This window comes from Streptomyces sp. Je 1-332 (genome assembly GCF_040730185.1).
In the GTDB taxonomy this organism is placed as follows: Bacteria; Actinomycetota; Actinomycetes; order Streptomycetales; family Streptomycetaceae; genus Streptomyces.
The window spans coordinates 7485104-7510762 of record NZ_CP160402.1 but is presented as its reverse complement, the minus strand read 5'-3'; the positions used below and the strand labels follow the sequence as shown (position 1 = coordinate 7510762).

At 70.3% G+C, this 25659-nt stretch carries 31 protein-coding genes and 1 riboswitch; of the genes, 15 read left to right on the top strand and 16 right to left on the bottom strand.

Annotated elements, in window-relative coordinates; genetic code table 11:
- Window positions 1-25 precede the first annotated feature (25 nt).
- Both ABXJ52_RS33770 and ABXJ52_RS33765 read left to right on the top strand, forming a co-directional pair.
- Entirely contained in the window at window positions 26-1498 is a 1473-nt protein-coding gene (locus tag ABXJ52_RS33770) for an aminotransferase class I/II-fold pyridoxal phosphate-dependent enzyme (protein WP_367047442.1), read from the top strand.
- A 52-nt stretch (window positions 1499-1550) separates the two neighbouring features.
- Entirely contained in the window at window positions 1551-2102 is a 552-nt protein-coding gene (locus ABXJ52_RS33765) for a type 1 glutamine amidotransferase domain-containing protein (RefSeq protein ID WP_367047440.1), read from the top strand.
- On the opposite strand, the gene ABXJ52_RS33760 is transcribed toward ABXJ52_RS33765, so the two are convergent.
- The 11 genes from ABXJ52_RS33760 to ABXJ52_RS33710 all read right to left on the bottom strand — a co-directional run bounded on the left by ABXJ52_RS33760 (window position 2099) and on the right by ABXJ52_RS33710 (window position 8113).
- Window positions 2099-2407: a gas vesicle protein K gene (locus tag ABXJ52_RS33760; RefSeq protein ID WP_367049455.1), complete on the bottom strand. Its 309-nt coding sequence runs from the start codon at window positions 2405-2407 to the stop codon at window positions 2099-2101. The genes ABXJ52_RS33765 and ABXJ52_RS33760 overlap by 4 nt on opposite strands.
- Before the next feature lie 26 nt (window positions 2408-2433).
- The gene (locus ABXJ52_RS33755) at window positions 2434-2622 is read right to left on the bottom strand and encodes a gas vesicle protein (protein WP_367047438.1); all 189 of its coding nucleotides are present in this window, start codon (window positions 2620-2622) and stop codon (window positions 2434-2436) included.
- Window positions 2619-3407 (bottom strand): GvpL/GvpF family gas vesicle protein, encoded by a 789-nt coding sequence (locus tag ABXJ52_RS33750; RefSeq protein ID WP_367047436.1) that lies wholly within the window; start codon window positions 3405-3407, stop codon window positions 2619-2621. The genes ABXJ52_RS33755 and ABXJ52_RS33750 overlap by 4 nt, the downstream gene beginning before the upstream one ends.
- Complete coding sequence (locus ABXJ52_RS33745) at window positions 3404-3841, bottom strand: gas vesicle protein (protein ID WP_367047434.1); 438 nt, start codon at window positions 3839-3841, stop codon at window positions 3404-3406. The genes ABXJ52_RS33750 and ABXJ52_RS33745 overlap by 4 nt, the downstream gene beginning before the upstream one ends.
- A complete protein-coding gene (locus ABXJ52_RS33740; RefSeq protein WP_367047432.1) occupies window positions 3838-5001 on the bottom strand; it encodes an SRPBCC family protein in 1164 nt (387 codons plus the stop codon). Before ABXJ52_RS33740 ends, ABXJ52_RS33745 begins: the two co-directional genes overlap by 4 nt.
- The gene (locus tag ABXJ52_RS33735; protein ID WP_367047430.1) at window positions 4994-5683 is read right to left on the bottom strand and encodes a DNA primase; all 690 of its coding nucleotides are present in this window, start codon (window positions 5681-5683) and stop codon (window positions 4994-4996) included. Before ABXJ52_RS33735 ends, ABXJ52_RS33740 begins: the two co-directional genes overlap by 8 nt.
- On the bottom strand, window positions 5680-5943 hold the full coding sequence (locus tag ABXJ52_RS33730) for a gas vesicle protein GvpG (protein ID WP_367047428.1): 264 nt from the start codon (window positions 5941-5943) through the stop codon (window positions 5680-5682). The genes ABXJ52_RS33735 and ABXJ52_RS33730 overlap by 4 nt, the downstream gene beginning before the upstream one ends.
- Window positions 5944-5946: 3 nt before the next feature.
- Window positions 5947-6726, bottom strand: a complete 780-nt coding sequence (locus ABXJ52_RS33725; RefSeq protein ID WP_367047425.1) for a GvpL/GvpF family gas vesicle protein — start codon at window positions 6724-6726, stop codon at window positions 5947-5949.
- Window positions 6723-7148 (bottom strand): gas vesicle structural protein GvpA, encoded by a 426-nt coding sequence (locus ABXJ52_RS33720; protein WP_367047422.1) that lies wholly within the window; start codon window positions 7146-7148, stop codon window positions 6723-6725. The genes ABXJ52_RS33725 and ABXJ52_RS33720 overlap by 4 nt, the downstream gene beginning before the upstream one ends.
- A 68-nt stretch (window positions 7149-7216) precedes the next feature.
- Window positions 7217-7582 (bottom strand): gas vesicle protein, encoded by a 366-nt coding sequence (locus ABXJ52_RS33715; protein ID WP_367049454.1) that lies wholly within the window; start codon window positions 7580-7582, stop codon window positions 7217-7219.
- 66 nt (window positions 7583-7648) lie between these two features.
- Window positions 7649-8113, bottom strand: coding sequence for a phage holin family protein (locus ABXJ52_RS33710; protein WP_367047419.1), 465 nt, complete (start codon window positions 8111-8113; stop codon window positions 7649-7651).
- A gap of 255 nt (window positions 8114-8368) precedes the next feature.
- On the opposite strand from ABXJ52_RS33710, the gene ABXJ52_RS33705 reads away from it, so the two are divergent.
- From ABXJ52_RS33705 to ABXJ52_RS33690, 4 genes are all read left to right on the top strand, one after another.
- On the top strand, window positions 8369-9004 hold the full coding sequence (locus ABXJ52_RS33705) for an ATP-dependent Clp protease proteolytic subunit (protein WP_367047417.1): 636 nt from the start codon (window positions 8369-8371) through the stop codon (window positions 9002-9004).
- 7 nt (window positions 9005-9011) lie between these two features.
- Window positions 9012-9320: a hypothetical protein gene (locus tag ABXJ52_RS33700; RefSeq protein ID WP_367047413.1), complete on the top strand. Its 309-nt coding sequence runs from the start codon at window positions 9012-9014 to the stop codon at window positions 9318-9320.
- Window positions 9321-9674: 354 nt separating this feature from the next.
- Window positions 9675-9847: riboswitch (cyclic di-AMP (ydaO/yuaA leader) on the top strand.
- Window positions 9848-9850: 3 nt separating this feature from the next.
- Complete coding sequence (locus tag ABXJ52_RS33695; protein ID WP_367047410.1) at window positions 9851-10324, top strand: C40 family peptidase; 474 nt, start codon at window positions 9851-9853, stop codon at window positions 10322-10324.
- Window positions 10325-10510: 186 nt separating this feature from the next.
- Window positions 10511-11077, top strand: a complete 567-nt coding sequence (locus tag ABXJ52_RS33690) for a DUF6328 family protein (protein WP_367047407.1) — start codon at window positions 10511-10513, stop codon at window positions 11075-11077.
- On the opposite strand, the gene ABXJ52_RS33685 is transcribed toward ABXJ52_RS33690, so the two are convergent.
- On the bottom strand, window positions 11055-11684 hold the full coding sequence (locus ABXJ52_RS33685; RefSeq protein ID WP_367047404.1) for a LysE family translocator: 630 nt from the start codon (window positions 11682-11684) through the stop codon (window positions 11055-11057). The genes ABXJ52_RS33690 and ABXJ52_RS33685 overlap by 23 nt on opposite strands.
- Window positions 11685-11813: 129 nt before the next feature.
- Here ABXJ52_RS33685 and ABXJ52_RS33680 point away from each other — a divergent pair, with 129 nt between their 5' ends.
- Complete coding sequence (locus tag ABXJ52_RS33680) at window positions 11814-12725, top strand: LysR family transcriptional regulator (protein ID WP_367047400.1); 912 nt, start codon at window positions 11814-11816, stop codon at window positions 12723-12725.
- Here ABXJ52_RS33680 and ABXJ52_RS33675 read toward each other — a convergent pair.
- Window positions 12714-13181 carry an ATP-binding protein gene (locus ABXJ52_RS33675; protein ID WP_367047397.1) on the bottom strand — a complete coding sequence of 156 codons (468 nt, stop codon included), beginning with the start codon at window positions 13179-13181 and terminating at the stop codon, window positions 12714-12716. The genes ABXJ52_RS33680 and ABXJ52_RS33675 overlap by 12 nt on opposite strands.
- A 269-nt stretch (window positions 13182-13450) precedes the next feature.
- Between ABXJ52_RS33675 and ABXJ52_RS33670 the strand changes: the two genes are divergently transcribed.
- Window positions 13451-14311 (top strand): helix-turn-helix transcriptional regulator, encoded by an 861-nt coding sequence (locus tag ABXJ52_RS33670; protein WP_367047394.1) that lies wholly within the window; start codon window positions 13451-13453, stop codon window positions 14309-14311.
- Between the two features lie 9 nt (window positions 14312-14320).
- Window positions 14321-14545, top strand: coding sequence for a DUF397 domain-containing protein (locus ABXJ52_RS33665; RefSeq protein WP_367047391.1), 225 nt, complete (start codon window positions 14321-14323; stop codon window positions 14543-14545).
- On the opposite strand, the gene ABXJ52_RS33660 is transcribed toward ABXJ52_RS33665, so the two are convergent.
- The gene (locus tag ABXJ52_RS33660) at window positions 14546-15688 is read right to left on the bottom strand and encodes an 8-amino-7-oxononanoate synthase (protein WP_367047387.1); all 1143 of its coding nucleotides are present in this window, start codon (window positions 15686-15688) and stop codon (window positions 14546-14548) included. It lies immediately after the preceding gene.
- 164 nt (window positions 15689-15852) lie between these two features.
- Between ABXJ52_RS33660 and bioB the strand changes: the two genes are divergently transcribed.
- The 4 genes from bioB to ABXJ52_RS33640 all read left to right on the top strand — a co-directional run bounded on the left by bioB (window position 15853) and on the right by ABXJ52_RS33640 (window position 19874).
- Entirely contained in the window at window positions 15853-17037 is a 1185-nt protein-coding gene (gene bioB, locus ABXJ52_RS33655; protein ID WP_367047384.1) for a biotin synthase BioB, read from the top strand.
- A complete protein-coding gene (locus tag ABXJ52_RS33650; protein ID WP_367047382.1) occupies window positions 17030-18337 on the top strand; it encodes an adenosylmethionine--8-amino-7-oxononanoate transaminase in 1308 nt (435 codons plus the stop codon). Before bioB ends, ABXJ52_RS33650 begins: the two co-directional genes overlap by 8 nt.
- Window position 18338: 1 nt before the next feature.
- On the top strand, window positions 18339-19079 hold the full coding sequence (bioD, locus tag ABXJ52_RS33645) for a dethiobiotin synthase (RefSeq protein ID WP_367047379.1): 741 nt from the start codon (window positions 18339-18341) through the stop codon (window positions 19077-19079).
- A 123-nt stretch (window positions 19080-19202) separates the two neighbouring features.
- On the top strand, window positions 19203-19874 hold the full coding sequence (locus ABXJ52_RS33640) for a class I SAM-dependent methyltransferase (RefSeq protein ID WP_367047376.1): 672 nt from the start codon (window positions 19203-19205) through the stop codon (window positions 19872-19874).
- Between the two features lie 26 nt (window positions 19875-19900).
- On the opposite strand, the gene ABXJ52_RS33635 is transcribed toward ABXJ52_RS33640, so the two are convergent.
- A complete protein-coding gene (locus ABXJ52_RS33635; RefSeq protein WP_367047374.1) occupies window positions 19901-20263 on the bottom strand; it encodes a VOC family protein in 363 nt (120 codons plus the stop codon).
- Between the two features lie 280 nt (window positions 20264-20543).
- On the opposite strand from ABXJ52_RS33635, the gene ABXJ52_RS33630 reads away from it, so the two are divergent.
- Window positions 20544-21425, top strand: a complete 882-nt coding sequence (locus ABXJ52_RS33630) for an ABC transporter ATP-binding protein (RefSeq protein WP_367047372.1) — start codon at window positions 20544-20546, stop codon at window positions 21423-21425.
- A gap of 14 nt (window positions 21426-21439) precedes the next feature.
- Window positions 21440-24004, top strand: coding sequence for an FtsX-like permease family protein (locus ABXJ52_RS33625; RefSeq protein ID WP_367047370.1), 2565 nt, complete (start codon window positions 21440-21442; stop codon window positions 24002-24004).
- 34 nt (window positions 24005-24038) lie between these two features.
- On the opposite strand, the gene ABXJ52_RS33620 is transcribed toward ABXJ52_RS33625, so the two are convergent.
- Window positions 24039-25622 (bottom strand): PQQ-binding-like beta-propeller repeat protein, encoded by a 1584-nt coding sequence (locus ABXJ52_RS33620; protein ID WP_367047367.1) that lies wholly within the window; start codon window positions 25620-25622, stop codon window positions 24039-24041.
- Window positions 25623-25659: the final 37 nt, after the last annotated feature.

Sequence of the window (25659 nt, the reverse complement as noted above, 5' to 3'; positions counted from 1 at the left end):
GACGGGACCAGGGAACTCGTGATCCATGACTGTCGATCACGCCCGGGCCCCCGTACTCGAAGCCCTGGCCGACCACCGCAGGCAGGGCCGCATCTCCTTCACGCCGCCCGGCCACAAACAGGCCCGGGGCGCCGATCCACTGGTGCGGGAGGTGCTGGGCGACGCGGTCTTCCACGGCGACCTCCTCGCATCCGGGAGTCTGGACGACCGACTGGGCCGCGGCCGGGTCCTCGAACGGGCCGAACGGCTGATGGCCGACGCCGTGCACGCGTCGCACACCTTCTTCTCCACGTGCGGCAGCTCCCTGTCGGTGAAGGCGGCGATGCTCTCGGCCGCGGGCCCGCACGAGAAACTGCTGATCGGGCGTGACGCGCACAAGTCCGTCGTGTCGGCGCTGATCCTCTCCGGAATCCGGCCCGTCTGGGTCGAGCCCTCCTGGGACCCCGAACGGCACCTGGCGCACCCGCCCACGGCCGAGACCTTCGCCGAGGCGTTCGCCGCCCACCCCGACGCGAAGGGCGCCCTGGTCACCAGCCCCACCCCGTACGGGAGCTGCGCCGACCTGCGGGGCATCGCGGAGGTCTGCCACCGGCATTCCCTGCCGTTGATCGTGGACGAGGCGTGGGGCGCGCATCTGCCCTTCCATCCCGACCTGCCGTCCTGGGCGATGGACGCGGGCGCCGACATCTGCGTGACGAGCATCCACAAGATGGGCAGCGGCCTCGAACAGGGTTCCGTCTTCCATCTCCAGGGCGATCTGATCGACCCGACGGTGCTGAAGTCCCGCGCGGATCTGTTCGGCACCACGAGCCCGTCCGTGCTCATCTACGCCGGTCTCGACGGCTGGCGCCGCCAGATGGCTCTGCGCGGCAAGGACCTGCTGGGGGGCGCCCTGGATCTGGCGGCCGACGTCCGGGCGGCGATCGAGCGGATCGACGGGCTGCACGTGAACGACCGTGTCGATTTCTGCGGGCCCGCCGCCGACTTCGACCCGCTGCCGGTCGTCATCGACGTGAGCGGCTTGGGCACCTCGGGATTCCGGGCCGCGGACTGGCTGCGCGAGCACCGCTCGGTCGAGGCGCACCTGGCCGACCACCGCCGCATCAGCACCCAGCTCACCCACGCCGACGACCGGGAGACGACGGACGAACTCCTGGCAGCTCTGCGCGCCCTGGCCCACGCCGCTCCCGGCCTGCGTCCGGTGCCGGAGGTGGACGTCCCCTCCCCCGGCGCGCTGCGGCTCGCCCAGGTCGATCTGCCCCGTGACGCCTATTTCGGGCCCACCGTCGACGTTCCGGTGACCGAGGCGGCGGGTCGCGTGGCGGCCGAGATGCTGACGCCGTACCCGCCGGGCATTCCCGCGGCGCTGCCCGGCGAACGTCTCACCGAGCCGGTGCTGCGCTATCTGCGCACCGGGAAGAACGCCGGCATGAACCTGCCGGACGCCGCGGACCCCGGCCTCGACACCGTGCGGGTCGTGCGGGACACGGACGGCTAGGTAATACCCACAGTCCCCACCCGCAGACTCCACCCGAAGAAAGGGAGCAACCATGCGCATCGCATTTCTGATGGCACCCGAGGGCGTCGAGCAGATCGAACTCACCGACCCCTGGAAGGCGGTGACCGACGCGGGTGGCGAGCCCGTCCTCGTGTCGACCGAGCCGGGCCGTATCCAGGCCTTCGACCATCTCGACAAGGCCGACACGTTTCCCGTGGACGAGGTCGTCGGCGATGTGTCGGCCGATTCCTTCGACGGCCTCGTCCTGCCGGGCGGTGTGGCCAACCCTGACGCGCTGCGCCTCGACGAGGGGGCCGTGTCCTTCGTACGCGGCTTCTTCGACACCGGCCGTCCGGTGGCCGCGATCTGCCACGCCCCGTGGATCCTCGTCGAGGCCGACGTCCTGTCGGGCCGAGGACTCACCTCGTTCCCGAGCGTCCGTACGGACATCCGCAACGCGGGCGGCACCTGGGTCGACGAGCAGGTGAAGATCTGCGACGACGGGCCCAACACGCTGATCACCAGCCGCAAGCCGGACGACTTGAAGGCGTTCTGCGAGGCGTTCATGAGGGAGTTCGCGAAGTCGGCCGCTTCCGGCGGCTAGTCCCTCGGCAGGAGCGGCCCCAGCGGCCCGAGGTCCAGATTCAGGTCCTCGGGCCGCAGGCCGTAACGGTCGCGGAGTTCGGCCATGCGATCGTCGAGGAGCATCAGCGTGAGGCCGATGCGCTCCTCCTGGTCCTCGTCCAGCTCGCCGGTGTCGAACCGGCGCACGGCCTGCCGCTCCATGAGCTGCCGCAGCAGCTCCACGACGGTCAGGACCAGTTTGATCAGATCGCGTTCCACGGTGTCCGGCTCCAGTTCGAGCCGGTTCTTCTTCCCCGCGGGCCGCTCCCGGGCCTGCTCGCGGATCTGCTCACGCTCGCGCTCGGCCTCGCTCACAGCAACTCCTCGAAGGGCGAGGGGACTTGCTCGTTCACCGAGCTGATGAGCGCGTTCAGGTCGATGCGGACGAGATCGACGTCCGCGATGCGCAGCGTGAGGTCACCGGAGATGACGACCCCGCCCGCGAGCAACCGGTCGAGCAGGTCGACGAGGGCGACCTCCCGGCGTTCTATGACGGTCACAGTCCCGCCTCCCCCGGCGTGTCGTCCCCTTCGGCCTCCAGGCCCGCGAAGGAGTACGCGGCCCACGGTCCGGTGAGCTCGACGCGCATGCCGGACTCCTGGCCCTTCACTCCTTCCACCAGTTCCACGAAGGCCTCCGAGTCCGAACGTGACACCAGGTAGGCCGCGTTGAGTACGTTGCGACCCGTTTCCTTGGAGAGCGCGGAGTTCTGGGGCGCGTGCAGCCGAGCGTCCTCCGCCCCCTCGCAGAGCGTGTCGTGCAGTCGGTGCGCGAACTTCTCCGCGCTCTCCCACATCTCCTCGTGAGCTTTGTTGCGCTGTCGGCGCTGGCGCAGGTAGTCGCGGCCCGAGGCGGGCTTCTCCGGCTCGGCGGCCGGACTTGCGGCCTGCGCGTCGGAATAGACCTTGACGCCCCATTCCACCCGGCCGTCGAGCCGGTCGAGCGTGCGCCTGAAGGAGTCCTCCCGCGCCTCCATCATGGCGCGCACTCCCGCGTCGTCACGGAACACGGTCGCGAGCCGCAGCGGCAGCGGCGTGGTGACCACGGTCAGCGCGTCGATCACGGCCTGGTGGGCGCGTGCGGTCGCACTCAGCCAGTCCAGGTCCTCCAGGTGGCGCCGGAGCGGCTCCTCGCCGAAGTCCTCCTCCGGCACCGTGCCCACCACCGCGATCAGGCCGTGGTGGGACAGCTGACCGGGGGGCGCGCCGTCCACTCCGGTCACCTGCGCCTGGAGCGCCGCGTCGAAGGGCCGGCAGATCGCGTAGACGTACCGCAGTCCGCTCATGTGCTTTCCTCCGTCTTGCTCTGCGCTGTCCTGCTCTGCGCCGACTTACTCGGTTCCGATTTGCTCGGTTCCGATTTACTCGGCTCCGACTTGCCGCTGTTCGACTTTCCTCGCTCCACCTCGCCCGTCCTGCCCTGCTCCAGTTCGGCGACATGGGCGCGCAACTCGGCGTTCTCACGCGTGAGTTCGTCGCGACGCGCACGGGTGGACAGCGCGGGGTCGTCCTCCCACCAGTCGATCCCCATCTCCTTCGCCTTGTCGACGGAGGCGACGATGAGCCGCAGCTTGATGGTGAGCAGTTCTATGTCGAGCAGGTTGATCCGGATGTCCCCGGCGATGACGATCCCCTTGTCGAGCACGCGCTCCAGGATGTCCGCGAGGTTCGCACCGCCGCCCTGTCCGTACGGCTCCGGCATCCGGCTGGGCATGGTCATCGGCGACTCCCGCTCGTCGCGGGCTCTTCTTCTTCGTACTTCTCGTCCTCTACACCCTCGTCGTCCTCGTCATACTTCGCCTCGTCCTCGCCCTCTTCTTCGTCTTCCTCGTACTTTGCCTCGTCCTCGCCCTCGTCTTCCGCGCCCTCTTCGTCCTCGTCCTCGTAGGACTCCTCGGGCTGCTCCTCGTCGTCCTCGTAGGACTCCTCGGGCTGCTCCTCGTCGTCGCGCTCGTCCTCGTCCTCCGCGACGTCCTCCGGCTCGCCCTCGGTCTGGTCCTGCTCCTGCTCCTGCTCCTCGGCGAGCGCGTCCTCGTGGCTGTGGACGACCTCGCCGTCGCGGATCTCACCGCGCCAGCCGTCCTCGGCCTCACCCTTGATGGTGATGAAGCGCGCGTAGTTCTTCAGGTCGAGCCGGGCCCGGCGGCCCTGAGCGCGCCAGATGTTGCCGGTCTTCTCGAAGAGACCCTTCGGGTAGTACTCCAGGACCAGCAGGACGCGGGTGAGGTTCTCGGCCAGCGAGTGGAAGGAGACGACACCCTTCGTCGTGCCCTTCGCACCCTCCGAGGTCCACGCGATCCGGTCGTCCGCGATCTGTTCGGTGGTGTGCGCCTTCCAACTCCGGTTGGACCAGAAGACCTTGGCCTGCCAGTCGGAGGTGGTGTCGTCGGCGCGGTTCGCGCTCTTGACGCCCTTGGCGAAGGTGCTGAAGTCCTGGTACTGGGTCCACTGGTCGTACGCCGTGCGCAGCGGCACGCCGACGTCGATGAACTCCATGATGACCGTCGGCTTCTTGCCGGCCCCGCCCTTGCGGCGGCCCTTGCCTCCGGTCATGTTCTTGAAGGCATCGACCACGCTGTCCTTGGCGCGCCCGGCGCCGACCTCCACGGCGGACCGCAGCGGTCCCTTGCCCTCGGCCATCTTGCGGCCGCCGTCGAGAGCGAGCTTGGCGAAGCCGGGGCTGTTGCCCTCGGCTATGTCGTTGAGCTTGCCCGTCGTCTCGCCGAGCTTGTGGCCCACACCGACGAGCAGCCGCTGCGCCTGTGCGCCGAGATATGCCTGCAACTCCGACTTCAGGCGGTCGGCCGCCTCGCTCTGCGCGATGCCGGCGAGCGGATTGTCCTTCGCCTTGCCGGTCGCGGACTTCAGGGTGTCACTCATCGCGGCCCCCCTCCTTCGGCGCGCGGGACCCGGTGGCGCGGCGCGTGGAGCTCTTCGCCGCGGCCCTGGCCGGGGCCTTCTTCGCCGTCTTCTTCGCCGGGCTCTTCTGCGCCGCCGTCTTCCTCGCGGGGGTCTTCTTGGCCGCCGCCTTCTTCGGGGCGGCCTTCTTCGCGGGAGCCTTCTTCCTCGCCCGCGGCCTTTCGTCGGACTCCTCGTCGGACTCCTCGTCGGACTCCGCGTCCGCGGTGTCCTCACGGTCCCGATCGTCCTGCTCGTCCCGATCGTCCTCGTCGTCGTACTCCTCGTACGCGTCGTCGGACTCCTCGGTGTCTTCATCGCGCCCGCGGCCGGGTATGTCCGGCTTCACGCCCGAGAGCTGGTCGCGCACGTCCGCCGTCCGACCGTGCAGCCGGTCGGCGAGGCCCGAGATCTGCCGCTCGACCAGCGCACCGGTCGCGGCCTTGCCGACCCCGCGCATGTCCTCGCGCAGCTGGTCGCCGATCTCCTTGAACTGCGGGTTGTTCTGCAGCTGTTGGGACAGCAGGTCGCCCAGGGCGCGCGGGCTCAGGTTCATCCGCTTGCCGGCCACCATCGTGCCGACCGCGAACGCCAGCTTCATCTTCTTCGTACGTCCGAGGAAGTATCCGGCCCCTACGGCGAGGCCCATTCCCAGTCGATTCATGATGTGGTCCCGTTGTCGGTTCCCGCGCCGCCGCGCAGGCCAATTTCCAGTCGGTCGAGCAACTCGTCCTCCAAGCGGTCGAATTCCTCCTCTCCGAGCTCGCCCGACTCGAGCCGCTGCTCGAGAAGGGCGAGTTCGGACCGGACGGTGGCCGGGTCGTAGTACAGGCGCTCGGCCTCGGCGAGTACCTGGCTCACCGCCCAGAGGCCGCCGCGCACCGGGGCGAACGGCAGCATCAGTACTTCGCCGATGAGTCCCATCCGCTACTCGCCGCCCGCCTTCGAGGAAGCGGACTCCGGCGTGGCTCCGGTCGGCTCGGAGGGCCCGGGCTCGACGAAGCTGTAGGGCGGCAGCGGGCCGTTGACCCGCAGCTCGATGTGCGGATGGCTCTTGCGGACCTCGTCGACCGCGGAGAGGAACACCGCGGACGAGTCGCGCTCCACCAGGAACGACAGGTTGGCCAGCCATCCGGTGGACTCGGGGCCCACACTGACGGCGTGCGCGGTGGGCTCCAGAGCGCGGTGCAGTTCCACCGCGTCCTCGGCCTCGCGGGCCTGGAGCGCGTTCACCACCATCTCGCCGAGCTGCAGCTTCTGCTCGTAACTGCCGCCGCCCGCCTGCCGGTTGGCCTCGGCCAGTGCCTGCACCTCGGGGTTGTCGGCCATCACGCGGTGCAGGGCGGCCTGCTCCTCGTGGCTCGCCTTGACGTTGTACTCGACCTTGCCGGCCAGCGTGGCGAGCCGCTCGCGGTAGTGCTCAGCGCGTTCGGCGAGGACGCTCGTGACGGACGCGTCGTCCGGTGCGACGTTGCCGAACCGCATGGGAAGGACCGGGCCCGCCGCGCCTGCCTCGTTCAGCACGTTCTGGTGGGCCAGCAGGTCGTGGCGCTTGGCGCGCAGCGACTCGGGCGCCTCACTGACGATCGCCGCCAGGTCGCCTTCCCTGACGATGCGCACGGGGCGAGAGGGCTTGCCCACGCCGTCCATGCCTTCGGGCAGTGCCGGGTGTGAACTCGCGGCGATGCCATAGACGTAGGTGCTCATTCCTGCTCCTCCTTCCTCCGCGCCGACGTGCTCTTACGGGCGCGCGGACGGGACTCCGTCTGGCTCTCTTCACGGGACTGCTTGAACGCGTCGGAAATGGTCTCGGCGGCACCGGACAGCGCGCCCTTGGACTTGCCACGCGCGCCGGACTCGGTCATCTCGCCCACCAGGTCGGGGAGCCCGGGATCCTTGCGCGGTCCCGCCTCCAGGTCGAGGCGGTTGCACGCCTCGGCGAAGCGCAGATACGTGTCCACGCTGGCTATGACCACACGCACGTCGATCTTCAGGATCTCGATGCCGACCAGCGAGACACGCACGAAGGCGTCGATCACGAGGCCTCGGTCGAGAACGAGCTCCAGGACGTCGTACAGGCCACTGGTGCCGCCCGATCCACCGGATTGCTGTGCAGGGACAACGGTCATGACGACCGGCCCTCCTTATCTGGGGAGTCTGTTGGAAAATCCGCGGAGAAACCCGCGCGACGGGTGCGCTACCGGCCGCCGGCCTTCTGGTCGGCGCGCCCGCGTTCGTAGCGGCGGACGCGCTTGTAACCGAGGAGTTCGCCCTGCGGGTCGCACTCCACCTGGTAGCTGGCGAGGAGACTCATCGTGTCCGGAACCCGGGTGAGTTCCAGGACCTCGATCTCCAACGTCCAGCCGTCCTCGGTCTGCTCGAAGGACGACACGGACTCGGCGACCATCCCGGTCAGCTCCGCGAGCTGGGTGCGTGCGGTGCGCAGCACCTCCATGGGACCCGGGCGGCGCTTCGTCCCGCCGCTATCCGCGTTTTCGGTTGAATTGCGCGAGTTCTGCGAACTCGCCTTCTTCTTCTCTGGATCCGACGATGTGTTCAATATGGCCACCTCTTCTTCACGAGTGGCCCGTAATCCGTTGGCCAAACATCTCTCTTGAGGTGTCCCGGCTCACTGGCCCCACCGGTGCGGAACCTCGGGCTCCGTGCCGCCCGGGTGTGCCGCGTCCACGGTCGGCGGCACGGTAGGCGGTGCGGGCGCCTGCGGTGTCACGGGCGGAGGAGTCAGGGACGGCCCGTCGACGGAGGGCAGATCGGCCGAGGGGCGGGGGCGATCCGTCGAAGGCCGGTCCGCGGACGGACGGGCCGCGCTCCGCAACAGGAAGGCCACGACTCCGAGTACCACCGCGGTGATCAGCGCGGCCGCCCAGTCGGGCAGCCCCAGGGCAAGCGCGAGGCCGAGGGCGAGCGCCAGCGCAGCGCCCGCGTAGAGGCCGACGGCCCCCGCACCGGCGTACAGCGCGGCCTTACGGCGCTGCTTGCGTGTCTGCTCTCTCAACTCTTCCCGCACGGCCTCGCGGGCCGCGTGCGTCAGTTCATCGACGAGGCTCTTGTCCAGATGCTCCAAACGGTTCATGGCGCCCGAGTACCCGGCCGTCCGAACGCTTAACGCTCCACCCCGGCCTGCGCTCCCCATGGGCACGCCGAACCAGTCAAGTGCCGCCGTTCCTCCTGGATTTGGAGTAACCGGACAAGGCCGACGGGGGCCTCGTCGGGCCGCGGGAGATCACGACGAGGCACGGGAGATCTCGACAAGGCGGTTACGTACGTCCTGTACTTTTCTTACAGGAGCCTTGGGGAGCAGCCGACCCCGGCAGAGGAGAGACATGTCATGAACCGACCGTCCGCCCGCTATGTCCTGCCCGAGTTCACCGAGCGCACGAGCACCGGGCAGCGGACCCTCGATCCGTACTCGAAGCTCCTCGAGGAGCGCATCGTCTTCCTGGGGACGCCGATCGACGACACGTCGGCCAACGACGTGATGGCGCAGTTCATGCACCTCGAATACCTGGCGCCGGACCGCGACATCGCGCTCTACATCAACTCCCCCGGTGGTTCGTTCAGCGCGATGACCGCGATCTACGACACGATCCAGTTCGTCTCCTGCGACGTGGAGACGACATGCCTGGGGCAGGCCGCGTCGGCGGCGGCGGTCCTGCTGGCCGCGGGCACCCCGGGCAAGCGACACGCGCTGCCCGGCGCCCGGGTTCTCATCCACCAGCCCTCACTGGCCGAGCCGGTTCACGGTCAGGCCTCCGACCTGGCGATCCAGGCCGACGAACTCCTGCGCACCCGCGCACAACTGGAGAAGCTGCTCGTCCAACACACGGGCCGAAGCGCGGAACGCGTCCGCGCCGACATCGAGCGGGACAAGATCCTCAGCGCGACCGAGGCAGTCGACTACGGCCTGGTGGACCGCATCATCGCGAGCCGCAAGACGTCCTCGGGCACCAAGGACGCGGGGTGAACCGGCGATGCTGCCACCCGAACTTCCTCCGCTGCCCGCACTCACCCGCGCCGAGGGCGAGTTGATCGACCGGTACCTCGAAGTGATCGACCTGGTGGGCCGGATCAACCCGGCCCGCGCCTCGGACACCTACGGAGGACTGCGCGCCGCCCAAGCCCTGGTCGGCAGCGCGACCGCCCTACGGGACGCGCTGACGCTCATGCACCAGCGGGGCGAGAGCGCGGTGCACGCGCCGACGTTGGCACGGGCGCTGCGCGTGCTCGACGGGGAGCGGCGGTCCTGCCGGGTCACCGTGCCGCCCGCGACCGCGTCCTGAGCCCCCGTCACCCCCGAGCCGGAGGGCGATACGTCCCGGCCCGATCTCAAACGAACCAAACGGGCTACCTCGTTCGGCGTAGACAATCATCGTTTTTCGGACCGTCTTCAGTTGCGTCAGATGTGTACGCGGGGGCCGGAATTACTCGTTCCGGTGCTGGTCGAACGATCGTCCTTCGTCGCGACCTGACCACGAACCGGGCCGTGTCCACCCGAACGGTTCAGCCGTGAGGAGCTTCACAAAAGGCCGTTTCGGCTCGGAATTCACGCCCTTCACGGGTCAAGATCCCTTTCGACGACAAGCCCCCGCCACAGCGGCGGGGCGGTCCGGGCGGACGCCGAGTCCTGCCGCCGCCCGGATGACCGGTCGACATCGGTGCATCGGCAGGAGTGGAGGACCCAGGCATGACGGGTCGGTCCGGAAAGTCCGGACACCGGCCCTTGGGGTGAAGCCGCACAGTGCGGCCGGGCAACTTTGTCAGCCCGAATCCGACAGGTCATCCTTCACAGGCGGTTGACGAAGGGTTGCGCATGACCGCGCTGAATCACGTCCCGTCACTGCTCACCAGGGCCGGTTCGGTATCGGCCCTCACGCTCGCCGTCGTAGGCGGGACCCTCGTGGCCCCAGGGCTCACGTCGGAGGCGGAGGCCGCGACACACGGGGCCAAGGCGCTCAAGATCGCCGCCTCCAAGAAGGGCTCCCCGTACGGCTATGGAGCGACGGGGCCGAACCGGTTCGACTGCTCCGGTCTGACCCAGTACTCGTTCAAGCGTGCGGGCAAGAAACTGCCACGCACCGCCGGACAGCAGTACAACAAGACCCGCCACATCTCGGCATCCAACCGCACCCGCGGTGACCTGGTCTTCTTCCACTCCGGCCGGAACGTCTACCACGTCGGGATCTACGCGGGCAAGGGCCGGATCTGGCACGCCCCCAAGTCGAACACCGTGGTGCGACTGGAGAAGATCTGGACGAAGAGCGTCTCCTACGGGCGGGTGCGCTGATGGCCCTTCACCACTGACGGCCCGTCCCCGCTGATGGCCCGTCACTGATCGCCGGTCAGCGGCTCGACCTGGGGCGGTGGCGGCGGCCCGCACGGCCGCCGCCACCGCTCGCCCGGCCCTCCGCCAGGCCCTCCGACCGGCGCGCCCGCCAGGCGTGGGGCGCGCCGACGCGGATACTCGTGCGCCATGGCCGAAAACAACAGCTCCTCCACCGCAGGCGGACCGTCCCGCAACGAGACGCGCTTCGAACGCGCCGATCGCAACTTCTCGGAGATCCTCCAGGAACTGCGGGTCACGCAGGCCGGAGTGCAGATCCTTTTCGCCTTCCTGCTGACGCTCGCCTTCACCGAGCGCTTCCCCTCGCTCGACACGATGCAGCGCGCCACGTATGTGACCACGCTGCTGCTCGCCGTACTCGCCGCGGCGCTGTTCACCGCTCCGGCAGCCGTGCACAGGTCGCTGTTCGGGCAGCGGGCCAAGCCGCTGATCGTGCGGGTGTCGTCCCGCCTCGCGGGTGTCGGCCTCGGTGTCCTGGTGTTCGCGGTCTCCGGCGCCGTGCTCCTGGTCGTCGACGTGGCGGTGGGCCGAACCGGCGGGATCATCGCCGCCGCGGCCACGATGGTGGTGTGTGCGGGCCTGTGGGGCCTGCTCCCCCTCCTGGTGCGTGGCGCGGCGGACAAGGTCCAGGACCGGGATGACGACGGCAAGGAATCGGACACGTCGGGCGGCGTCAGGCCGGCAGGGCCTCGATGAGGAGCACCACGCCGAGGACGCCGAGCGCCACGCCGGTGCCGCCCTCGATGGCACGGGCCGTGCGGGGCCTGCGCAACCACCGCCCGAGCCGGTCGACCAGGAGGGCGACGACCGGGAACCACACCAGGGCGAGGGCCACGATGATGGACGCGAGCAGCAGCGTCCTCGGCATCGCGGGGCTGCCCGCGGGCACGAACTGGGGCAGCACGCTGAGGAAGGTGATGGGCGCCTTCGGGTTGAGGGCGTTGGTGAGGAAGCCCTGCCGCAGACTGCCCCCGGCCATCACGTGCTCCACGCCGTCCCGCGCCCCGAAGCTTTCGAGCGGCCGCGCCGCCGATCGCAGGGCGCGGCAGCCGAGGTAGAGCACATAGGCCCCGCCCGCGGCCTGCAACGCCCGCAGAAGCGTGGGCACCGCCGCGAGGACCGCCGCGACCCCGGCCACCGCGAGCGCCGTGTGCACCAGGAGTCCGCCCGCCACGCCGATCGCGCAGGCGATCCCGGCACGGCGTGAGGCGAGGGCGTTGCGCACCACGACGGCGAAGTCGGCACCCGGCATGGCGACCATGCCCGCGGCGACTCCGGTGAAGGCGACCAGTTGTGCGTCCATGGCGTCCACCCTGCCGTTCTTCTGCCTTCAGCAGGCATGTGGAATATCCTGAGCCAGCCTTAAGCAGGCGTTTACCCCCACGCCGACGGACCGCCCCACCGCCCGCCGGCCCCTGCCCCGGGAGCGGCCATGTACGACCCGACGCGGCTCGCCGCACTGGTGGCGGTCTCCGAGGCCGGGTCGATCACCCGCGCCGCCGAGCGCCTCGGCTACACCGTGCCCGCACTCTCCCAGCAGCTGGCCAAGCTCGAACGGGAGGCGGGGACCCCGCTCCTGGTGCGGCATCACCGCGGGGCACGGCTGACCGGCGCGGGTGAGCTGTTGCTCGCGCGGGCGCGCCGGGTCCTGGACGAGATGGAGCAGGCCCGGCACGAACTGGCCCGGCTCGCGGGGCTCTCCGGCGGCAGGCTGCGGGTGGGGACGTTCACCACGGCCGGGATCCATCTGGTGCCGCCCGCGCTGACCGCGTTCCGCCGCGCCCATCCGGACGTCGATCTGACGGTCCGGGGCTACGAACCGCCGCTCGGCATCGCGGCCGTGGCGGCGGGCGAGGTCGACCTGGCCCTCACTCATACGTACGAGCCCGCGGACGCGGTGCCGCTGCCCGCGTCCGTGACCGAGGAGCCGATCCTGGTCGAGGAGCTCGTCCTGGTGACCTCGCCCGGGCACGCGCTCGCGAATTCTCCCGCACGGCTGCCCCTGGCCGAACTCGCCGGGCAGCCGCTCATCAGCATGGCGCCGACACATCCGCCCCGCCAGGGCGTGGAGTCCGCGCTGGTGCGGGCCGGCGCGACACCCTCGGTCCTGGTCGAGACTCCGGGCTACGCGCTGGTGTGCGCGCTGGTCAGCGCCGGGCTCGGCGTCGCCGTCGTACCGGAGATGGTGGCGCGGACGGCTGCCACCCCGGTGGGCGTGCGGCCGTTGGAGCCGGGCACCTTGCGCCGCACGATCTCGGTCGTCCACCGCACCGACGAGTCGCATCCGGCGGCGGACACCTTCCGGGCGCTGCTCCGGGGCGCGTTCGGACGCTCAGCGGGGTGAGGGCGAGGCCGAGGGTGCCGTCGCGTCGCCACGGACCGGCGCGGTCCAGGGCAGCGCGATCCAGACCGTCTTGCCTCCCTCGGGGGTCGGCGTGACCGAGAGCCTGCCGCCGCACTCCATGGTCAGCCAGCGGATGATCACCAGGCCACGGCCGTTGTCCTGCTGGACGGCGGCGGGCAGCCGCTTGGGGTAGCGGGGGTGGCTGTCGGTGACGCCGATGCGCAGCTGCTCGTCTCGGTCGAGCTCGATGTCCACCCGGAAGGTGGGCGACTGGCCCCGGGTGTGCTGGACGGCGTTCGTGGCGAGTTCGGAGACGATGAGCCGGACCGTGTCGGCCGCCTCGGCCTCACCCGGCAGGCCCCACTCGGCAAGGACGCGCGCGACGTATTTCCGGGCCGTGGAGACCGAGGCAGGGTCGCTCGGCAGGGTGACGGATGCTTCCTGAAGGTCTGCCATGGCGACGTTGTCCCTTTCCCACCGGGCTCGCTCCGACTCGTGGCGGAAGGCACGAGGACAGTCCCGGAATGGTGCTTCGCGCCAGCCTGCCACTCTTGGACCCCTCACAGGTGGCCATCCACCAAGAAGTGCATATATCTGTCGCTCGAAGCGGTGAACTCTGCTACGAGAGACCGTATTTGGGCGCGCGGTCGGCACTTCCTCTACTGTCGCCCCTGAGCGGCCCTGGGAAGGCGGAATAGGAACGCTCCGTCGGGAAGGAGACGGACATGCGGTACGGCCCCGCGGTGCGCCGCCGGAAACTCGGCGCCGAACTGCGCGCGCTGCGCGCGCACGCCGGGCTCACCAGTGGCCAGGCGGCGGGCCGGGTCGGCTGGCATCAGTCGAAGGTCAGCCGGATCGAGACGGGGCGTAGCAGCGTCAAGGCGGCCGACGTAGGACTGCTGCTCGATGCGTACGAGGTGCGGGACCCCCAACTCCGCCAGTTGCTGATGGCATTGGCGGGCTCGGACGACGACGGTGGTCGCCGCCACTGGTGGCACGCCTATCGCGAGCTGCTGCCGCCCGCCTACCGCGACTTCATCAGCCTGGAGTCACAGGCCTGTCGGATGCGCACCCTGGAGACCACGGTCGTGCCGGGCCTGCTGCAGACACCGGACTACGCGCGTGCGGTGACGCGGGCCGCGCTGGACGGACTGCCCGACGAGCAGGTGGACACGCTGGTGGAGGTGCGTCTTGCCCGTCAGGACGTACTGCGCACCTCTCCACCGCTGCAACTGAGCGTGATCCTGGACGAGGCCGTGCTGCGCAGGCCGGTGGGCGGCAGCCGGGTGCTCGCCGGTCAGTTGAAACGGTTACTGGAAGCCGCACAGTTGCCCCATGTACGACTTCAGGTGCTGCCGTTCGCCGCCGGAGAGCATGTGGGACTCATCGGCTCTTTCGTTATCTTCTCATTTCCGAACATTGCTGATCTGGATGTGGTTGTTCTCGACCACTTGACGAGTAGCCTCTACCTCGAACGGAAAGAAGACCTCCAGGCCTACACGGAGGCCTTCAACTCCCTTCAGGGAAAGGCGCTTTCACCCGAGGAATCAACGGATCACATCGCCGGGATACGTGACGGCGCGTAAGGGGGCACCATGACTGCACTGCCTCGGCACGTACCTTCCAGCACATCTCTGCACGGCGCACGGTGGTACCGCAGCAGCCGCAGCAACGGCATGAACAACTGCGTGGAGACGGCCTCGCTCGCTTCAGGGCCGGAGCAGGGGCTCCTCGCCGTGCGCGACTCGAAGAACACGGCAGGGCCCGCTCTGCTCTTCTCGCCCACGACATGGGAGGCCTTCGTCCACGGCCTCCGGTGACTACCGGGGTGCGGCGCGGCTGATCACTCGTACGGCATCGGCGATCTGTGCGTCGGTGAGATCCGCACGGGCGGTCAGCCGCAGCCGCGAGATGCCGTCGGGCACCGACGGCGGACGGAAGCAGCCGACGGCCAGGCCCGCGCCCCGGCAGTCGGCGGCCCAGCGCACGGCGGCGTCCGGCGAGGGGGCCCGCACGGAGACGACGGCGGCGTCCGGACGTACCGCCGAGAGACCTTCCGCCGTCAGGCGTTCATGCAGTTCGGCCGCCACCGCGCGCGCCCGCGCAGCGCGCTCCGGCTCCCTGTCCAGCAGCCGCAGGGCCGCGAGGGCCGCACCCGCGGCGGCGGGAGCGAGCCCCGTGTCGAAGATGAAGGTCCGGGCCGCGTTGACCAGATGGTCGATGACCTTCGCGGGCCCGAGCACGGCGCCACCCTGGCTGCCGAAGGACTTCGACAGGGTGACCGTGGCCACCGTGTGGGCCGTGCCCGCGAGGCCGGCCGCCTGCGGGGCGCCTCGCCCACCGTCGCCGAGCACACCTAGCCCGTGGGCGTCGTCGACGACGAGGCCCGCCCCGAACTCCTGGCAAACGGAACTGAGTTCGGGCAGTGAAGCCGCGTCACCGTCGACCGAGAACACCGTGTCCGAGACGACGATCGCGGGCCCCGTGTGACCGTCCAGCGTCTTGTGCACCGCTTCGGGATCGGCGTGCGGCACCACCTGTGTCGTGCCGCGCGCCAGGCGGCAGCCGTCGATGAGCGAGGCGTGGTTGCCCGCGTCCGAGACGATCAGCGAACCGTGTGGGGCGAGGGCGGTGACGGCGGCGAGGTTCGCGGCGTATCCGGAGGACAGGACCAGGGCGGCCTCGAAGCCGCAGAACGCGGCGAGCTCGCGCTCCAGTTCCGCGTGCAGTTCGGTGGAGCCGGTCACCAGGCGCGAACCGGTGGCTCCACCGCCCCAGTGCCGGGCCGCTCGTGCCGCGCCTTCGGTGATCTCGGGATGCCTGGCCAGACCCAGGTAGTCGTTGCTCGCCAGGTCGAGGAGGCCACCGGAGTCGGCGGGGCGGGGGCGCAGGGTGCGGACGAGGCCGGCCCCCGCACGCAGGCTCGCCTGCTCGTCGATCCAGTCGAACGGCGAGCTCGCCATGGGGGTCCCCTCCGGGTCGTCAGCACTGGCCGGTTTGTAGACAGTGCACAGACCCTAGCCGCCCGGCCACCGGCCCAGGATGTGGCAATACCCACACCTCTCAGGGTTTCTGTTGTGCGAACTCTCCTTGGAAAGCGAGGCCCTCGTGCGTAAGGATCAGCGCCATGGATCTGCTGAACACGCTGGTGGACAAGGGGCTTCGGCGCGAGCTGCCGACCCGTGAAGAGGCGCTGGCCGTGCTGGCCACCTCCGACGACGAGCTTCTGGACGTGGTTTCCGCCGCCGGGAAGGTACGGCGGCAGTGGTTCGGGCGCCGGGTGAAACTCAACTATCTGGTCAATCTCAAGTCGGGGCTCTGCCCGGAGGACTGCTCGTACTGTTCGCAGCGCCTCGGCTCGACGGCAGGCATCCTCAAGTACACCTGGCTCAAGCCCGACGAGGCCTCGCAGGCCGCCGCTGCCGGTGTCGCGGGTGGCGCCAAGCGGGTCTGCCTGGTCGCCAGCGGGCGCGGTCCGACCGACCGTGACGTCGACCGGGTCTCGCAGACCATCGAGGCGATCAAGGAGAACAACGAAGGCGTCGAGGTGTGCGCGTGCCTCGGACTGCTCTCCGCGGGCCAGGCGGACAAACTGCGCACGGCGGGCGCGGACGCGTACAACCACAACCTCAACACGTCCGAGGCGACGTACGGCGAGATCACCACGACGCACACGTACGCCGACCGCGTGGACACCGTCCAGCAGGCGCAGGCAGCGGGCCTCTCCGCCTGTTCGGGTCTGATCGCGGGCATGGGCGAGAGCGACGAGGACCTGGTGGACGTGGTCTACGCGCTGCGCGACCTCGACCCCGACTCCGTACCGGTCAACTTCCTGATCCCCTTCGAGGGCACCCCGCTCGCCAAGGAGTGGAACCTCACCCCGCAGCGCTGCCTGCGCATTCTCGCCATGGTCCGCTTCGTCTGCCCCGACGTGGAGGTCCGCATCGCGGGCGGCCGCGAGGTGCATCTGCGTTCGATGCAGCCCCTGGCGCTGCACCTCGCCAACTCGATCTTCCTGGGCGACTACCTGACCAGCGAGGGCCAGGCCGGCAAGACCGACCTGGAGATGATCGCGGACGCCGGGTTCGAGGTTGAGGGCACGGACACGGTGACGCTTCCGGAGCACCGCGCGGACGCGCCGGCGGCCGCGGGTTGCGGGTCGCACGGGGACGGTGGGGGCGGCTGCGGGCCGTGCGGTTCGTCCGAACCCGCGCCGATGGAGGCCGCGGAGGGCGAGACGTCCGAGGCGCGCACGGACCTGGTGGCGGTACGCCGCCGGGGCGCGGGGACGGATCTGGCGCCCAATGCCTGACTTCTCCGCGCCCCGACCGCTCGACGTTCCCCAGCTGCTCGACCTCGACCGGCGCCATGTGTGGCATCCGTACGGCCCGATGCCCGGCCGTCAGGAGCCCCTGGTCGTCGAGTCGGCGAGCGGTGTGCGGCTGCGGCTCGCGGGCGACGGGGGCGAGTTGGTCGACGGGATGTCGTCCTGGTGGTCGGCGATCCACGGCTACAACCACCCCGTGCTCAACGACGCGGTGCGCGGGCAGCTGGACCGGATGAGCCATGTCATGTTCGGCGGGCTCACCCATGAGCCCGCCGTCCGCCTGGCGAAGCGCCTTGTCGACATATCGCCGGAGGGCCTGGAACACGTCTTCCTCGCGGACTCCGGTTCGGTGTCGGTCGAGGTCGCGGTCAAGATGTGCCTGCAGCACTGGCGCTCGCTCGGGCGCCCGGCCAAGCGGCGGATGCTGACCTGGCGCGGCGGCTACCACGGGGACACCTGGCAGCCCATGTCGGTGTGCGACCCCGAGGGCGGCATGCACGAGCTGTGGCAGGGAGCGCTGCCCGAGCAGGTGTTCGCGGACGCGCCGCCCACGGCCTTCGACGCGTACGACGAGGAGTACGCCGAGCACCTGCGGGAGATGATCGGGCGCCACGCCGACGAACTTGCCGGCGTGATCGTGGAGCCGGTGGTGCAGGGCGCGGGTGGTATGCGGTTCCACTCCCCCGCCTATCTTCGGGTGTTGCGTGAGGCCTGTGACGAGCACGACGTGCTGCTCGTGTTCGACGAGATCGCCACGGGGTTCGGCCGCACGGGCGAGCTGTTCGCCGCGGACCACGCGGGCGTCACGCCCGATGTGATGTGCCTGGGCAAGGCGCTGACCGGCGGATATCTGACGCTGGCCGCGACACTGTGCACCTCGCGGGTCGCGGACGGCATCTCTCGGGGTGAGGTACCCGTGCTGGCCCACGGCCCGACGTTCATGGGCAATCCGCTGGCCACCGCGGTGGCCGGCGCCTCGATCGAGCTGCTGCTCGGGCAGGACTGGCGGACCGAGGTCAAGCGCATCGAGACGGGCCTGCGCGACACGCTCGCCGAGGCGGCGGATCTGCCGGGCGTCCGTGACGTACGCGTGCTCGGTGCGATCGGCGTCGTACAGCTTGACCACGACGTGGACATGGCGGCGGCGACGCGGGCCGCGACGCGCGAAGGGGTGTGGGTGCGGCCCTTCCGCGACCTCGTCTACACGATGCCGCCGTTCATCACGAGCGACGACGACGTGGCACGGATCGGGCGCGCGGTGTGCGCGGCGGCGAAGGAGGGCTGAGATGACGGTCGTCGTGGTGTCCGGGACGGGCACCGAGATCGGCAAGACGGTGACGACCGCGGCGGTGGCCGCCCTCGCGCTCGCTTCGGGGCGCAGCGTCGCGATGCTCAAGCCCGCGCAGACGGGGGTGGCTCCCGGCGAGCCGGGCGACGCGCAGGAGGTGAAGCGGCTGGCGGGTGACGCGGTCACGACCCTCGAACTCGCCCGCTTCCCCGAGCCGTTGGCGCCGAACACCGCCGCGCGACGGGCGGGCATGGAGCCGGTGCGCCCGTACGAAGTGGCCACGGCGGCGGAGAAGTTGGCGGCGGAGCACGACCTGGTCCTGGTCGAGGGCGCGGGCGGTCTGCTCGTGCGCTACGACGACGAGGGCGCCACCCTGGCCGATGCCGCGCGCCTCCTTTCCGCCCCGGTCCTGGTGGTCGCCTCGGCGGGTCTCGGCACGCTGAACTCGACGGCGCTCACGGCGGAGGCCCTGCGAGCCCGGGGCCTGACCCCCTTGGGCGTGACGATCGGCAGCTGGGCCACCGCACCGGACCTGGCATCGCGCTGCAACCTCGCGGACCTGCCCCAGTCGGCGGGCGCACCACTGCTCGGCGCGGTACCGCAGGGCGCGGGCTCCCTCACCCGCCCCGACTTCCGTACGCAGGCAGCCGATTGGCTGGCGCCGCAGCTGGGCGGCCGATGGGACGCAGGGACGTTCACCGGACGGGAGGCACCGCGAGGGCTGGGGGTTGCGGGCTGAGCCCCCGGGCGGTACGCGGCCGCCGCGCGGGTGGCGGCCCACCGCCACCGCACGTGCGGCGTGGGAAAAACGGTCGCGGCGGGGCACCATTGCGGTAACCGCTCGTCCCGTCGAGGAGGGCCCATGTCACCGCGTTTCGCCAAAGCCGCGTCCCGGGACGCGGTGCACCACCCCGTCTTCGCCCGGTTCTACGCCCGGCAGAGCGTGGCCGCCGAGCGCGTCATCGCCACGTACCGCAAGGAGCTGCTCGCCGGGCTCTCCGGGCGGGTGATCGAGGTCGGTGCGGGGAACGGCCTGAACTTCGCGCACTTTCCGGCGGCGGTCTCCGAGGTCGTGGCGATCGAACCGGAGCGCGTCCTGCGGCAGTTGGCCGCGTCCGCGGCCGTGCGCGCCGACGTACCGGTCGACGTCGTGCCCGGCGCCGCCGAAGCGCTGCCCGTCAAGAGCGAGGCCTTCGACGGCGCCGTGGCCTCGCTCGTGCTGTGCAGCGTGCGCGACGTGCCCCGTGCGCTCGGCGAGCTGCGGCGGGTCCTGCGGCCGGGCGGCGAGCTGCGGTTCTTCGAGCACGGCGTGGCTCCGGGCGCCGCGATGGCGGCCACGCAGCGCGTCCTGGACCGCACGCTCTGGCCACCCCTCTTCGGCGGCTGTCACGTGGCACGCGACCCCCTGGCGGCCCTGCGCGCCGCGGGCTTCGAGATCGGCCCGTACCGGAGGCTGTTGGTGCCGCCGAAGGGCCCGCGACTGCCCACCTCGTACTGCGTGCTCGGCACGGCACGACGGCCGGAGAGCGACTGACCCGGCCCGTACCGGGAGGTTCGGCCTCAGATCAGCTGCGTGAGGTTGACCGCGTTGCCGTCCGGGTCCTTGATGTGGGCGACGCGCTGTCCCCACGGCATGTCGTTGGCCGGCCCGAGCGTCTCACCGCCGAGGGAGTCCACCCGCTCCAGGAGGTCGTCCACGGCCTCCACCGCCACGCTCAGGAGAATGCGCTGCGGCGTGTCGAGCGGCACGCTCGTGTCCGAGACGACGCCGAGCTCCGAGTCGCCGATGCGCAGGTCCACGAAGAACGCGGGCCCCTCGTCCGGAGTCCTCGACACCTCCACGGCCCCGAGCAGCTCCTGGTAGAAACGCAGCAGGCGGTCGAGATCCGGGGTGATGATCATCGGCTGGATGGCGGCAGGCATGGGCGTCCTCCTGAAGTGCGGCTCTCTCCGGCCGAACCTATCCCCGCCGCATGATCAATGGCGCGCACCTCATCCCAATGAGACCCCGCCGAGCATCCCTGTGAGACCCCGCCGAGCCGTGACTCGCCCGGAGGCCGGCGGCGCCACTTCCGCAGTTCGTCCGCGACGGCCCGCCCGCTCGCCCCGTCCTCCTCCACCAGAGGGATACCGGCGCCCGCCCCGACCCTCTACTCTCGGCTGGATTAAGGGAGTTGGAGCGGCCACGACCCAGGAGGCGGCGTTGTCCACACCTGCTTCGGCATCGACCAGAGGCCTCGCGGAGCCCAGCGAGGTCGCCGCACGGGCACGCGGTCTGACCAAGGCGTACGGCTCCGGGGAGACGACCGTGCTCGCCCTCGACGCGGTCGACGTGGACATCGCACGCGGTCGTTTCACGGCCGTCATGGGCCCGTCCGGTTCGGGGAAGTCCACGCTCATGCATCTGCTCGCCGGGCTCGACACGGTCTCCGCCGGCCAGGTGTGGCTCGGCGACACGGAGATCACCGGGCTCAGGGAACGGGAGCTGACGCAGCTGCGGCGGGACCGCATCGGATTCATGTTCCAGTCCTTCAACCTCATCCCGACCCTGAACGCCGCCGAGAACATCACGCTGCCCATGGACATCGCGGGCCAGCGTCCCGACCGCGCGTGGCTCGACCACGTCATCGAGACGCTCGGGCTGCGTGACCGCCTCAAGCACCGGCCCGCCCAGCTCTCCGGCGGCCAGCAGCAGCGCGTGGCGTGCGCGCGGGCGCTCGCCTCGCGCCCCGAGCTGATCTTCGCGGACGAACCGACCGGCAACCTCGACTCGCGCGCGGGCCTGGAAGTGCTCGGCTTCCTGCGCGAGGCCGTCGACACGCTGGAGCAGACCGTCGTGATGGTGACCCACGACCCCGGCGCTGCCGCCCACGCCGACCTGGTGCTCTTCCTCGCGGACGGCCGCATCGTCGACGAAATGCCGCGCCCGTCCGCGGAGTCGGTCCTCGAACGCCTCAAAAGGTTCGACGTGATGCACGCGTCGTCGCACGAGCAACAGCTGGAGCAAGAGCAAGAAGCAGAACGAGAAGCAGGACGAGAACCAAAGAGCGGGCCCGGAGCCGGCAGCGTGACGGACCGGGACTGAGGCGGCCCGCGACCATGCTGAAGGCGACGCTCAGAAGCTTCCTCGCACACAAGGGCCGACTGCTGCTCTCCGCGCTCGCCGTGCTTCTCTCGGTGGCGTTCGTCGCGGGCAGCCTGATCTTCTCGGACACGGTGGCCCGCACCTTCGACCGGCTCTTCGCCACGACGTCCGCCGATGTGACCGTCGAGCCGAAGGAGGACCTCGACGAGGCGGTTCCCTCGGGGCGGACGCCGACGATCCTCGCGAAACTCGCCGACCGCGTCGCCGAGGTCGACGGAGTCGCCCGGACCCGCCTGGACGCTGCCGTCGAGAACATCACGGTCGTCGACAGCGGGAACGATCCGGTCGGCCCCACCTCCGGCGCCCCCACCGTCGCCACGAACTGGTACGTCTCCGACCGCAGCCCGGTCGAGCTGACCTCCGGGCACGCTCCGCGCGGCAGGGACCAGGCGCTGCTCGACGCGGACACGGCCGACAAGAAGGACGTACGGATCGGCGACACGCTCACGGTGCTCGCCGCGCCGGGCTCGTTCAAGGTCGAGGTCGTCGGCATCGTCACCTTCACCACCACCAACCCTGGTGCGGCCCTGCTCTTCCTGGACACCCCGACCGCCCAGCGTGAACTCCTGGGCGACAAGGACGCGGCCACGGGCCTGTCCGTGGACGCCGCGGCCGGCGTGAGCGACACCGAACTCAAGCGCCGTATCACCGCCGAACTCGGCTCGGGATACGACCTGAAGACCGCCGACGAACAGGCCGAGTCGGCGGCCTCCGAACTCGGCGGCTTCCTCGACGTCATCAAGTACGTGATGCTCGGCTTCGCCGGTATCGCCGTCCTGGTCGGCATCTTCCTGATCGTCAACACCTTCTCGATGCTGATCGCCCAGCGCACCCGCGAACTGGGTCTGCTGCGCGCGCTCGGCGCCGACCGCAGACAGGTCCGCCGCTCCGTGCTCACCGAGGCCGTCCTGCTCGGCGTGGTCGGCTCCACGCTCGGCCTCGCGGCGGGTATCGGCCTCGCGGCCGGCCTCATCGAGCTGATGAGCGCCTTCGGGATGAACCTGAAGTCCACCGAGATGGTCATCGGGTGGGGAACTCCCGTCGCCTCGTACGTCGTCGGGGTCGGCGTCACGTTCGTCGCGGCGTATCTCCCGGCTCGGCGCGCGGCTCACGTGTCGCCGATGGCCGCGCTCGCGGACGCCGAAATCGCGGGCGTGGGGCGGCCGTTGAAGATCCGCGCGGTGGTCGGCTCGGTCGTCGGGGCGGCGGGCGCCGCCGCGCTGGTGGGCTGTGCCACCGCCGAGAAGACCTCGTCGGCAGCCTCCCTGCTCGGTCTCGGCCTCGTCCTCACCCTGATCGCCACCGTCGTCGCGGGACCGCTTCTCGTCCGCCCCGTGATCCGGGTGCTCGGCGGCGCCTTCCCCGCCCTGTTCGGCTCGGTCGGCCGGATGAGCCAGCGCAACGCGCTGCGCAACCCGCGCCGTACGGGCGCCACGGCCGCCGCGCTGATGGTGGGCCTCGCCCTGGTGAGCGGCATGTCCGTGGCGAGCGCGTCGATGACCAAGTCGTTCGACGAACAGATCGACAAGACGCTGGGCGCCGACTTCGTCGTACAGAACAGCAACTTCATGCCCTTCTCACAGGAAATCACCGAGAAGGTGAAGGACACCGAGGGCGCCGGGCTTGTCGTGCGCCAGCGGTTCGCGCCCGTGAAGGTGTCCATGCCGGACGGCAGGAGCGTGGAGACGACCGCGGCCGGCTACGACCCGCGCCTCGAGGACGTCGCCCGCGTCACGTACGTCGAGGGCGGCACCTCACGGGCTCTGGCGCCCGGAAGCATCGCCATGCAGCGGGACTTCGCGCGGGAACACAAGGCCCGGGTGGGCTCCAGGCTGCCCGTGCAGTTCCCCGGCGGACGCGAGACGGAGCTGACGGTGGGGGCGCTCACCGACCAGCCCGGATCGGAAGGGTTCGGCATCGAGGGTGGCGTCTTCTTCGGCATGGAGACGGTCGAGAAGTTCATGCCGGGCGGTCAGGACTCCGCGCTGTACGTGAACGCGGCCTCGGGCACGGAGGCCGACACACTGCGCGACCGGCTGGAGAAGACGCTTGACCCGTACCCGCAGGTGCAGGTCCGCGACCAGGCCGACTACAAGGAACTGATCCGCGAGCAGATCGCCGTGATGCTCTACCTCGTCTACGCGCTGCTCGGCCTGGCGATCATCATCGCGGTCCTCGGCGTGGTCAACACCCTTGCCCTTTCGGTCGTGGAGCGCACCCGCGAGATCGGTCTGCTGCGTGCCATCGGTCTCGCCCGGCGGCAGTTGCGCAGGATGATCCGGCTGGAGTCGGTGGTGATCGCGGTGTTCGGCGCGCTGCTCGGGCTCGCGCTCGGTCTGCTGTGGGGCGTCGCGGCCCAACAGGTGCTCGCGCTGCAGGGCATGACGGCGTTCGCGATCCCCTGGACGACGGTGATCGCGGTGCTGATCGGCTCGGTGATCGTCGGCCTGGTGGCGGCCCTGCTCCCCGCGCTGCGTGCCTCACGCATGAACGTGCTCGCGGCCATCGCGCACGAGTGAGGGCCCGCTGCCGCTGTGCCCGCGCGGCCTGTGCCTACTTGGCCGCGAAGCCGAACATCATGATCTCCTTCTTGTCCGATGAGGGCTGGCCGAGCAGATCGGAGCTGACGAACAGCTTGTTGCGGTAAAAGCGCATTTCGGAGATCAGGGGCGAGAGCGCGGCCGACCCGGTGCCCGCGAGAAGCACCGTCTCCTTCTTCAGGTTCCTGCCGTCGAGGGAGACAACCTGCGGTTTGAAGCCGCTCTTGTACACGAGCACGTTCCCGCCGTCCATGCGGATCGGGAAGATCGGGGAGCTGTCGCCCCCCTCCACCCTCTCCCCCGTGGTCTTGCCGGTGGCCAGGGAGAAGACCACGATGTCGTTCGTCGACGAGAACTCCTTCGCCCCTTCGCGTTTCTCGGTGGCGACGTAGAGCTTGCCGTTGCCCGCCGCGATGGCCCGGCAGTCCTCGGCGACGTGGACCCTGCCGCAGTTGTGCAGGTACTTGCCGTCCGTCAGGGCGATCCTCGTACGCCGGTTGCCCTTCTCGTCGAGGGGGAAGACGTCCGTGGCTCCGGACGCGGTGATCTCTCCGGAGTCGAGTGCGACGACCACCGGCTTGGTGGAGACCAGGTTCGGGCTGCGGACGCCCGCCGGCAGCTTGTGGGTCCACTTCGACTTTCCCGTGGCCGGGTCGAGCAGCTGTATCTGGAAGCGCTGCGAGCCGTAGTCACCGCAGGAGCGGACCGCCACGAGCCGCTCGCCGCCCCCGTACCCGACGTCGCGGCACTCCTCCCCCTGCTTCGGCTCCCACCGGACGTCGCCGCTGCGCAGGTCGAAGGCCGCGCCGCCGTAGAGGCCTCCGACGGCGACCGTGTCGCCGCTGATGGTGACCTGGTCGAACTCCGTCTTCTTCTTCTCGTAGCCGACGGTGATCGACTTGGTCCAGAGCTTGTCACCGGTGTCCACGTCGAAGGCGGTCACCTCGGTGCACGCGTCCTTGAAGCCCCTGTCGTCGTGCACTTTCGCCCCCGTGACGACGACGGCGATGTTGCCCTTGCCGAGGTTCGGGGAGCCCGCACACGACTGCCCCGGCTTCGGCAGGCGCCAGAGCCCCTTCCCCGACGTGGCGTCGACGCCGACGATCGCCGCGACCGAGGACTTCGCGTACACCTTGTCGGTGAGCCAGGACCCCTGCGTCCTCCAAGTGGTCTCCCCCTTGGGCAACTTGGGCTGCAATGCCTTGGTCGTGAAGAAGGCCTCGGGGTCCTTCGGTGCCTTCTCCTCGGGCTTCTCGTACGGGGGCTTCGCGCCGTCGCCGCCCGGCTTGGCCGCCGTCTTGTCCTTCGAGCCGTCGCCCGCCGATGTCACGTACCAGACGCCGCCGCCGACGATCAGGGCGATCGCGGTGACGACGGAGACGACGATCGCGGTACGACGACCCGGCCGTCTGCCGCCCGAGCCCGGCGGCCGGCCGGACGCCGGTATCGGCTGGTAGACCTGATGCGGGCCGAAGCCGCTGGGCGGCGGAGCGACCGGCGGGCCGAAGCTGCCTTGCGGGGGCGGGCCGAAGGCGCCCTGCGGAGGCAACGGGCCCTGCGGCTGCTGCGGGGGCTGTTCGGGGGGCGGCTGCGTCATCGTGTCTCCACTGCTGGCGACGATCTGGGGGCGTGCT

Excerpts from the sequence above, each read along its gene's own strand:
- ABXJ52_RS33770 (WP_367047442.1), top strand. The coding sequence starts at position 26 with ATGACTGTCGATCACGCCCGGGCCCCCGTACTCGAAGCCCTGGCCGAC.
- ABXJ52_RS33765 (WP_367047440.1), top strand. The coding sequence starts at position 1,551 with ATGCGCATCGCATTTCTGATGGCACCCGAGGGCGTCGAGCAGATCGAA.
- ABXJ52_RS33750 (WP_367047436.1), bottom strand. The coding sequence starts at position 3,407 with ATGAGCGGACTGCGGTACGTCTACGCGATCTGCCGGCCCTTCGACGCG.
- ABXJ52_RS33745 (WP_367047434.1), bottom strand. The coding sequence starts at position 3,841 with ATGACCATGCCCAGCCGGATGCCGGAGCCGTACGGACAGGGCGGCGGT.
- ABXJ52_RS33740 (WP_367047432.1), bottom strand. The coding sequence starts at position 5,001 with ATGAGTGACACCCTGAAGTCCGCGACCGGCAAGGCGAAGGACAATCCG.
- ABXJ52_RS33735 (WP_367047430.1), bottom strand. The coding sequence starts at position 5,683 with ATGAATCGACTGGGAATGGGCCTCGCCGTAGGGGCCGGATACTTCCTC.
- ABXJ52_RS33730 (WP_367047428.1), bottom strand. The coding sequence starts at position 5,943 with ATGGGACTCATCGGCGAAGTACTGATGCTGCCGTTCGCCCCGGTGCGC.
- ABXJ52_RS33725 (WP_367047425.1), bottom strand. The coding sequence starts at position 6,726 with ATGAGCACCTACGTCTATGGCATCGCCGCGAGTTCACACCCGGCACTG.
- ABXJ52_RS33720 (WP_367047422.1), bottom strand. The coding sequence starts at position 7,148 with ATGACCGTTGTCCCTGCACAGCAATCCGGTGGATCGGGCGGCACCAGT.
- ABXJ52_RS33710 (WP_367047419.1), bottom strand. The coding sequence starts at position 8,113 with ATGAACCGTTTGGAGCATCTGGACAAGAGCCTCGTCGATGAACTGACG.
- ABXJ52_RS33705 (WP_367047417.1), top strand. The coding sequence starts at position 8,369 with ATGAACCGACCGTCCGCCCGCTATGTCCTGCCCGAGTTCACCGAGCGC.
- ABXJ52_RS33700 (WP_367047413.1), top strand. The coding sequence starts at position 9,012 with ATGCTGCCACCCGAACTTCCTCCGCTGCCCGCACTCACCCGCGCCGAG.
- ABXJ52_RS33695 (WP_367047410.1), top strand. The coding sequence starts at position 9,851 with ATGACCGCGCTGAATCACGTCCCGTCACTGCTCACCAGGGCCGGTTCG.
- ABXJ52_RS33690 (WP_367047407.1), top strand. The coding sequence starts at position 10,511 with ATGGCCGAAAACAACAGCTCCTCCACCGCAGGCGGACCGTCCCGCAAC.
- ABXJ52_RS33685 (WP_367047404.1), bottom strand. The coding sequence starts at position 11,684 with ATGGACGCACAACTGGTCGCCTTCACCGGAGTCGCCGCGGGCATGGTC.
- ABXJ52_RS33680 (WP_367047400.1), top strand. The coding sequence starts at position 11,814 with ATGTACGACCCGACGCGGCTCGCCGCACTGGTGGCGGTCTCCGAGGCC.
- ABXJ52_RS33675 (WP_367047397.1), bottom strand. The coding sequence starts at position 13,181 with ATGGCAGACCTTCAGGAAGCATCCGTCACCCTGCCGAGCGACCCTGCC.
- ABXJ52_RS33670 (WP_367047394.1), top strand. The coding sequence starts at position 13,451 with ATGCGGTACGGCCCCGCGGTGCGCCGCCGGAAACTCGGCGCCGAACTG.
- ABXJ52_RS33665 (WP_367047391.1), top strand. The coding sequence starts at position 14,321 with ATGACTGCACTGCCTCGGCACGTACCTTCCAGCACATCTCTGCACGGC.
- ABXJ52_RS33660 (WP_367047387.1), bottom strand. The coding sequence starts at position 15,688 with ATGGCGAGCTCGCCGTTCGACTGGATCGACGAGCAGGCGAGCCTGCGT.
- bioB (WP_367047384.1), top strand. The coding sequence starts at position 15,853 with ATGGATCTGCTGAACACGCTGGTGGACAAGGGGCTTCGGCGCGAGCTG.
- ABXJ52_RS33650 (WP_367047382.1), top strand. The coding sequence starts at position 17,030 with ATGCCTGACTTCTCCGCGCCCCGACCGCTCGACGTTCCCCAGCTGCTC.
- bioD (WP_367047379.1), top strand. The coding sequence starts at position 18,339 with ATGACGGTCGTCGTGGTGTCCGGGACGGGCACCGAGATCGGCAAGACG.
- ABXJ52_RS33640 (WP_367047376.1), top strand. The coding sequence starts at position 19,203 with ATGTCACCGCGTTTCGCCAAAGCCGCGTCCCGGGACGCGGTGCACCAC.
- ABXJ52_RS33635 (WP_367047374.1), bottom strand. The coding sequence starts at position 20,263 with ATGCCTGCCGCCATCCAGCCGATGATCATCACCCCGGATCTCGACCGC.
- ABXJ52_RS33625 (WP_367047370.1), top strand. The coding sequence starts at position 21,440 with ATGCTGAAGGCGACGCTCAGAAGCTTCCTCGCACACAAGGGCCGACTG.
- ABXJ52_RS33620 (WP_367047367.1), bottom strand. The coding sequence starts at position 25,622 with ATGACGCAGCCGCCCCCCGAACAGCCCCCGCAGCAGCCGCAGGGCCCG.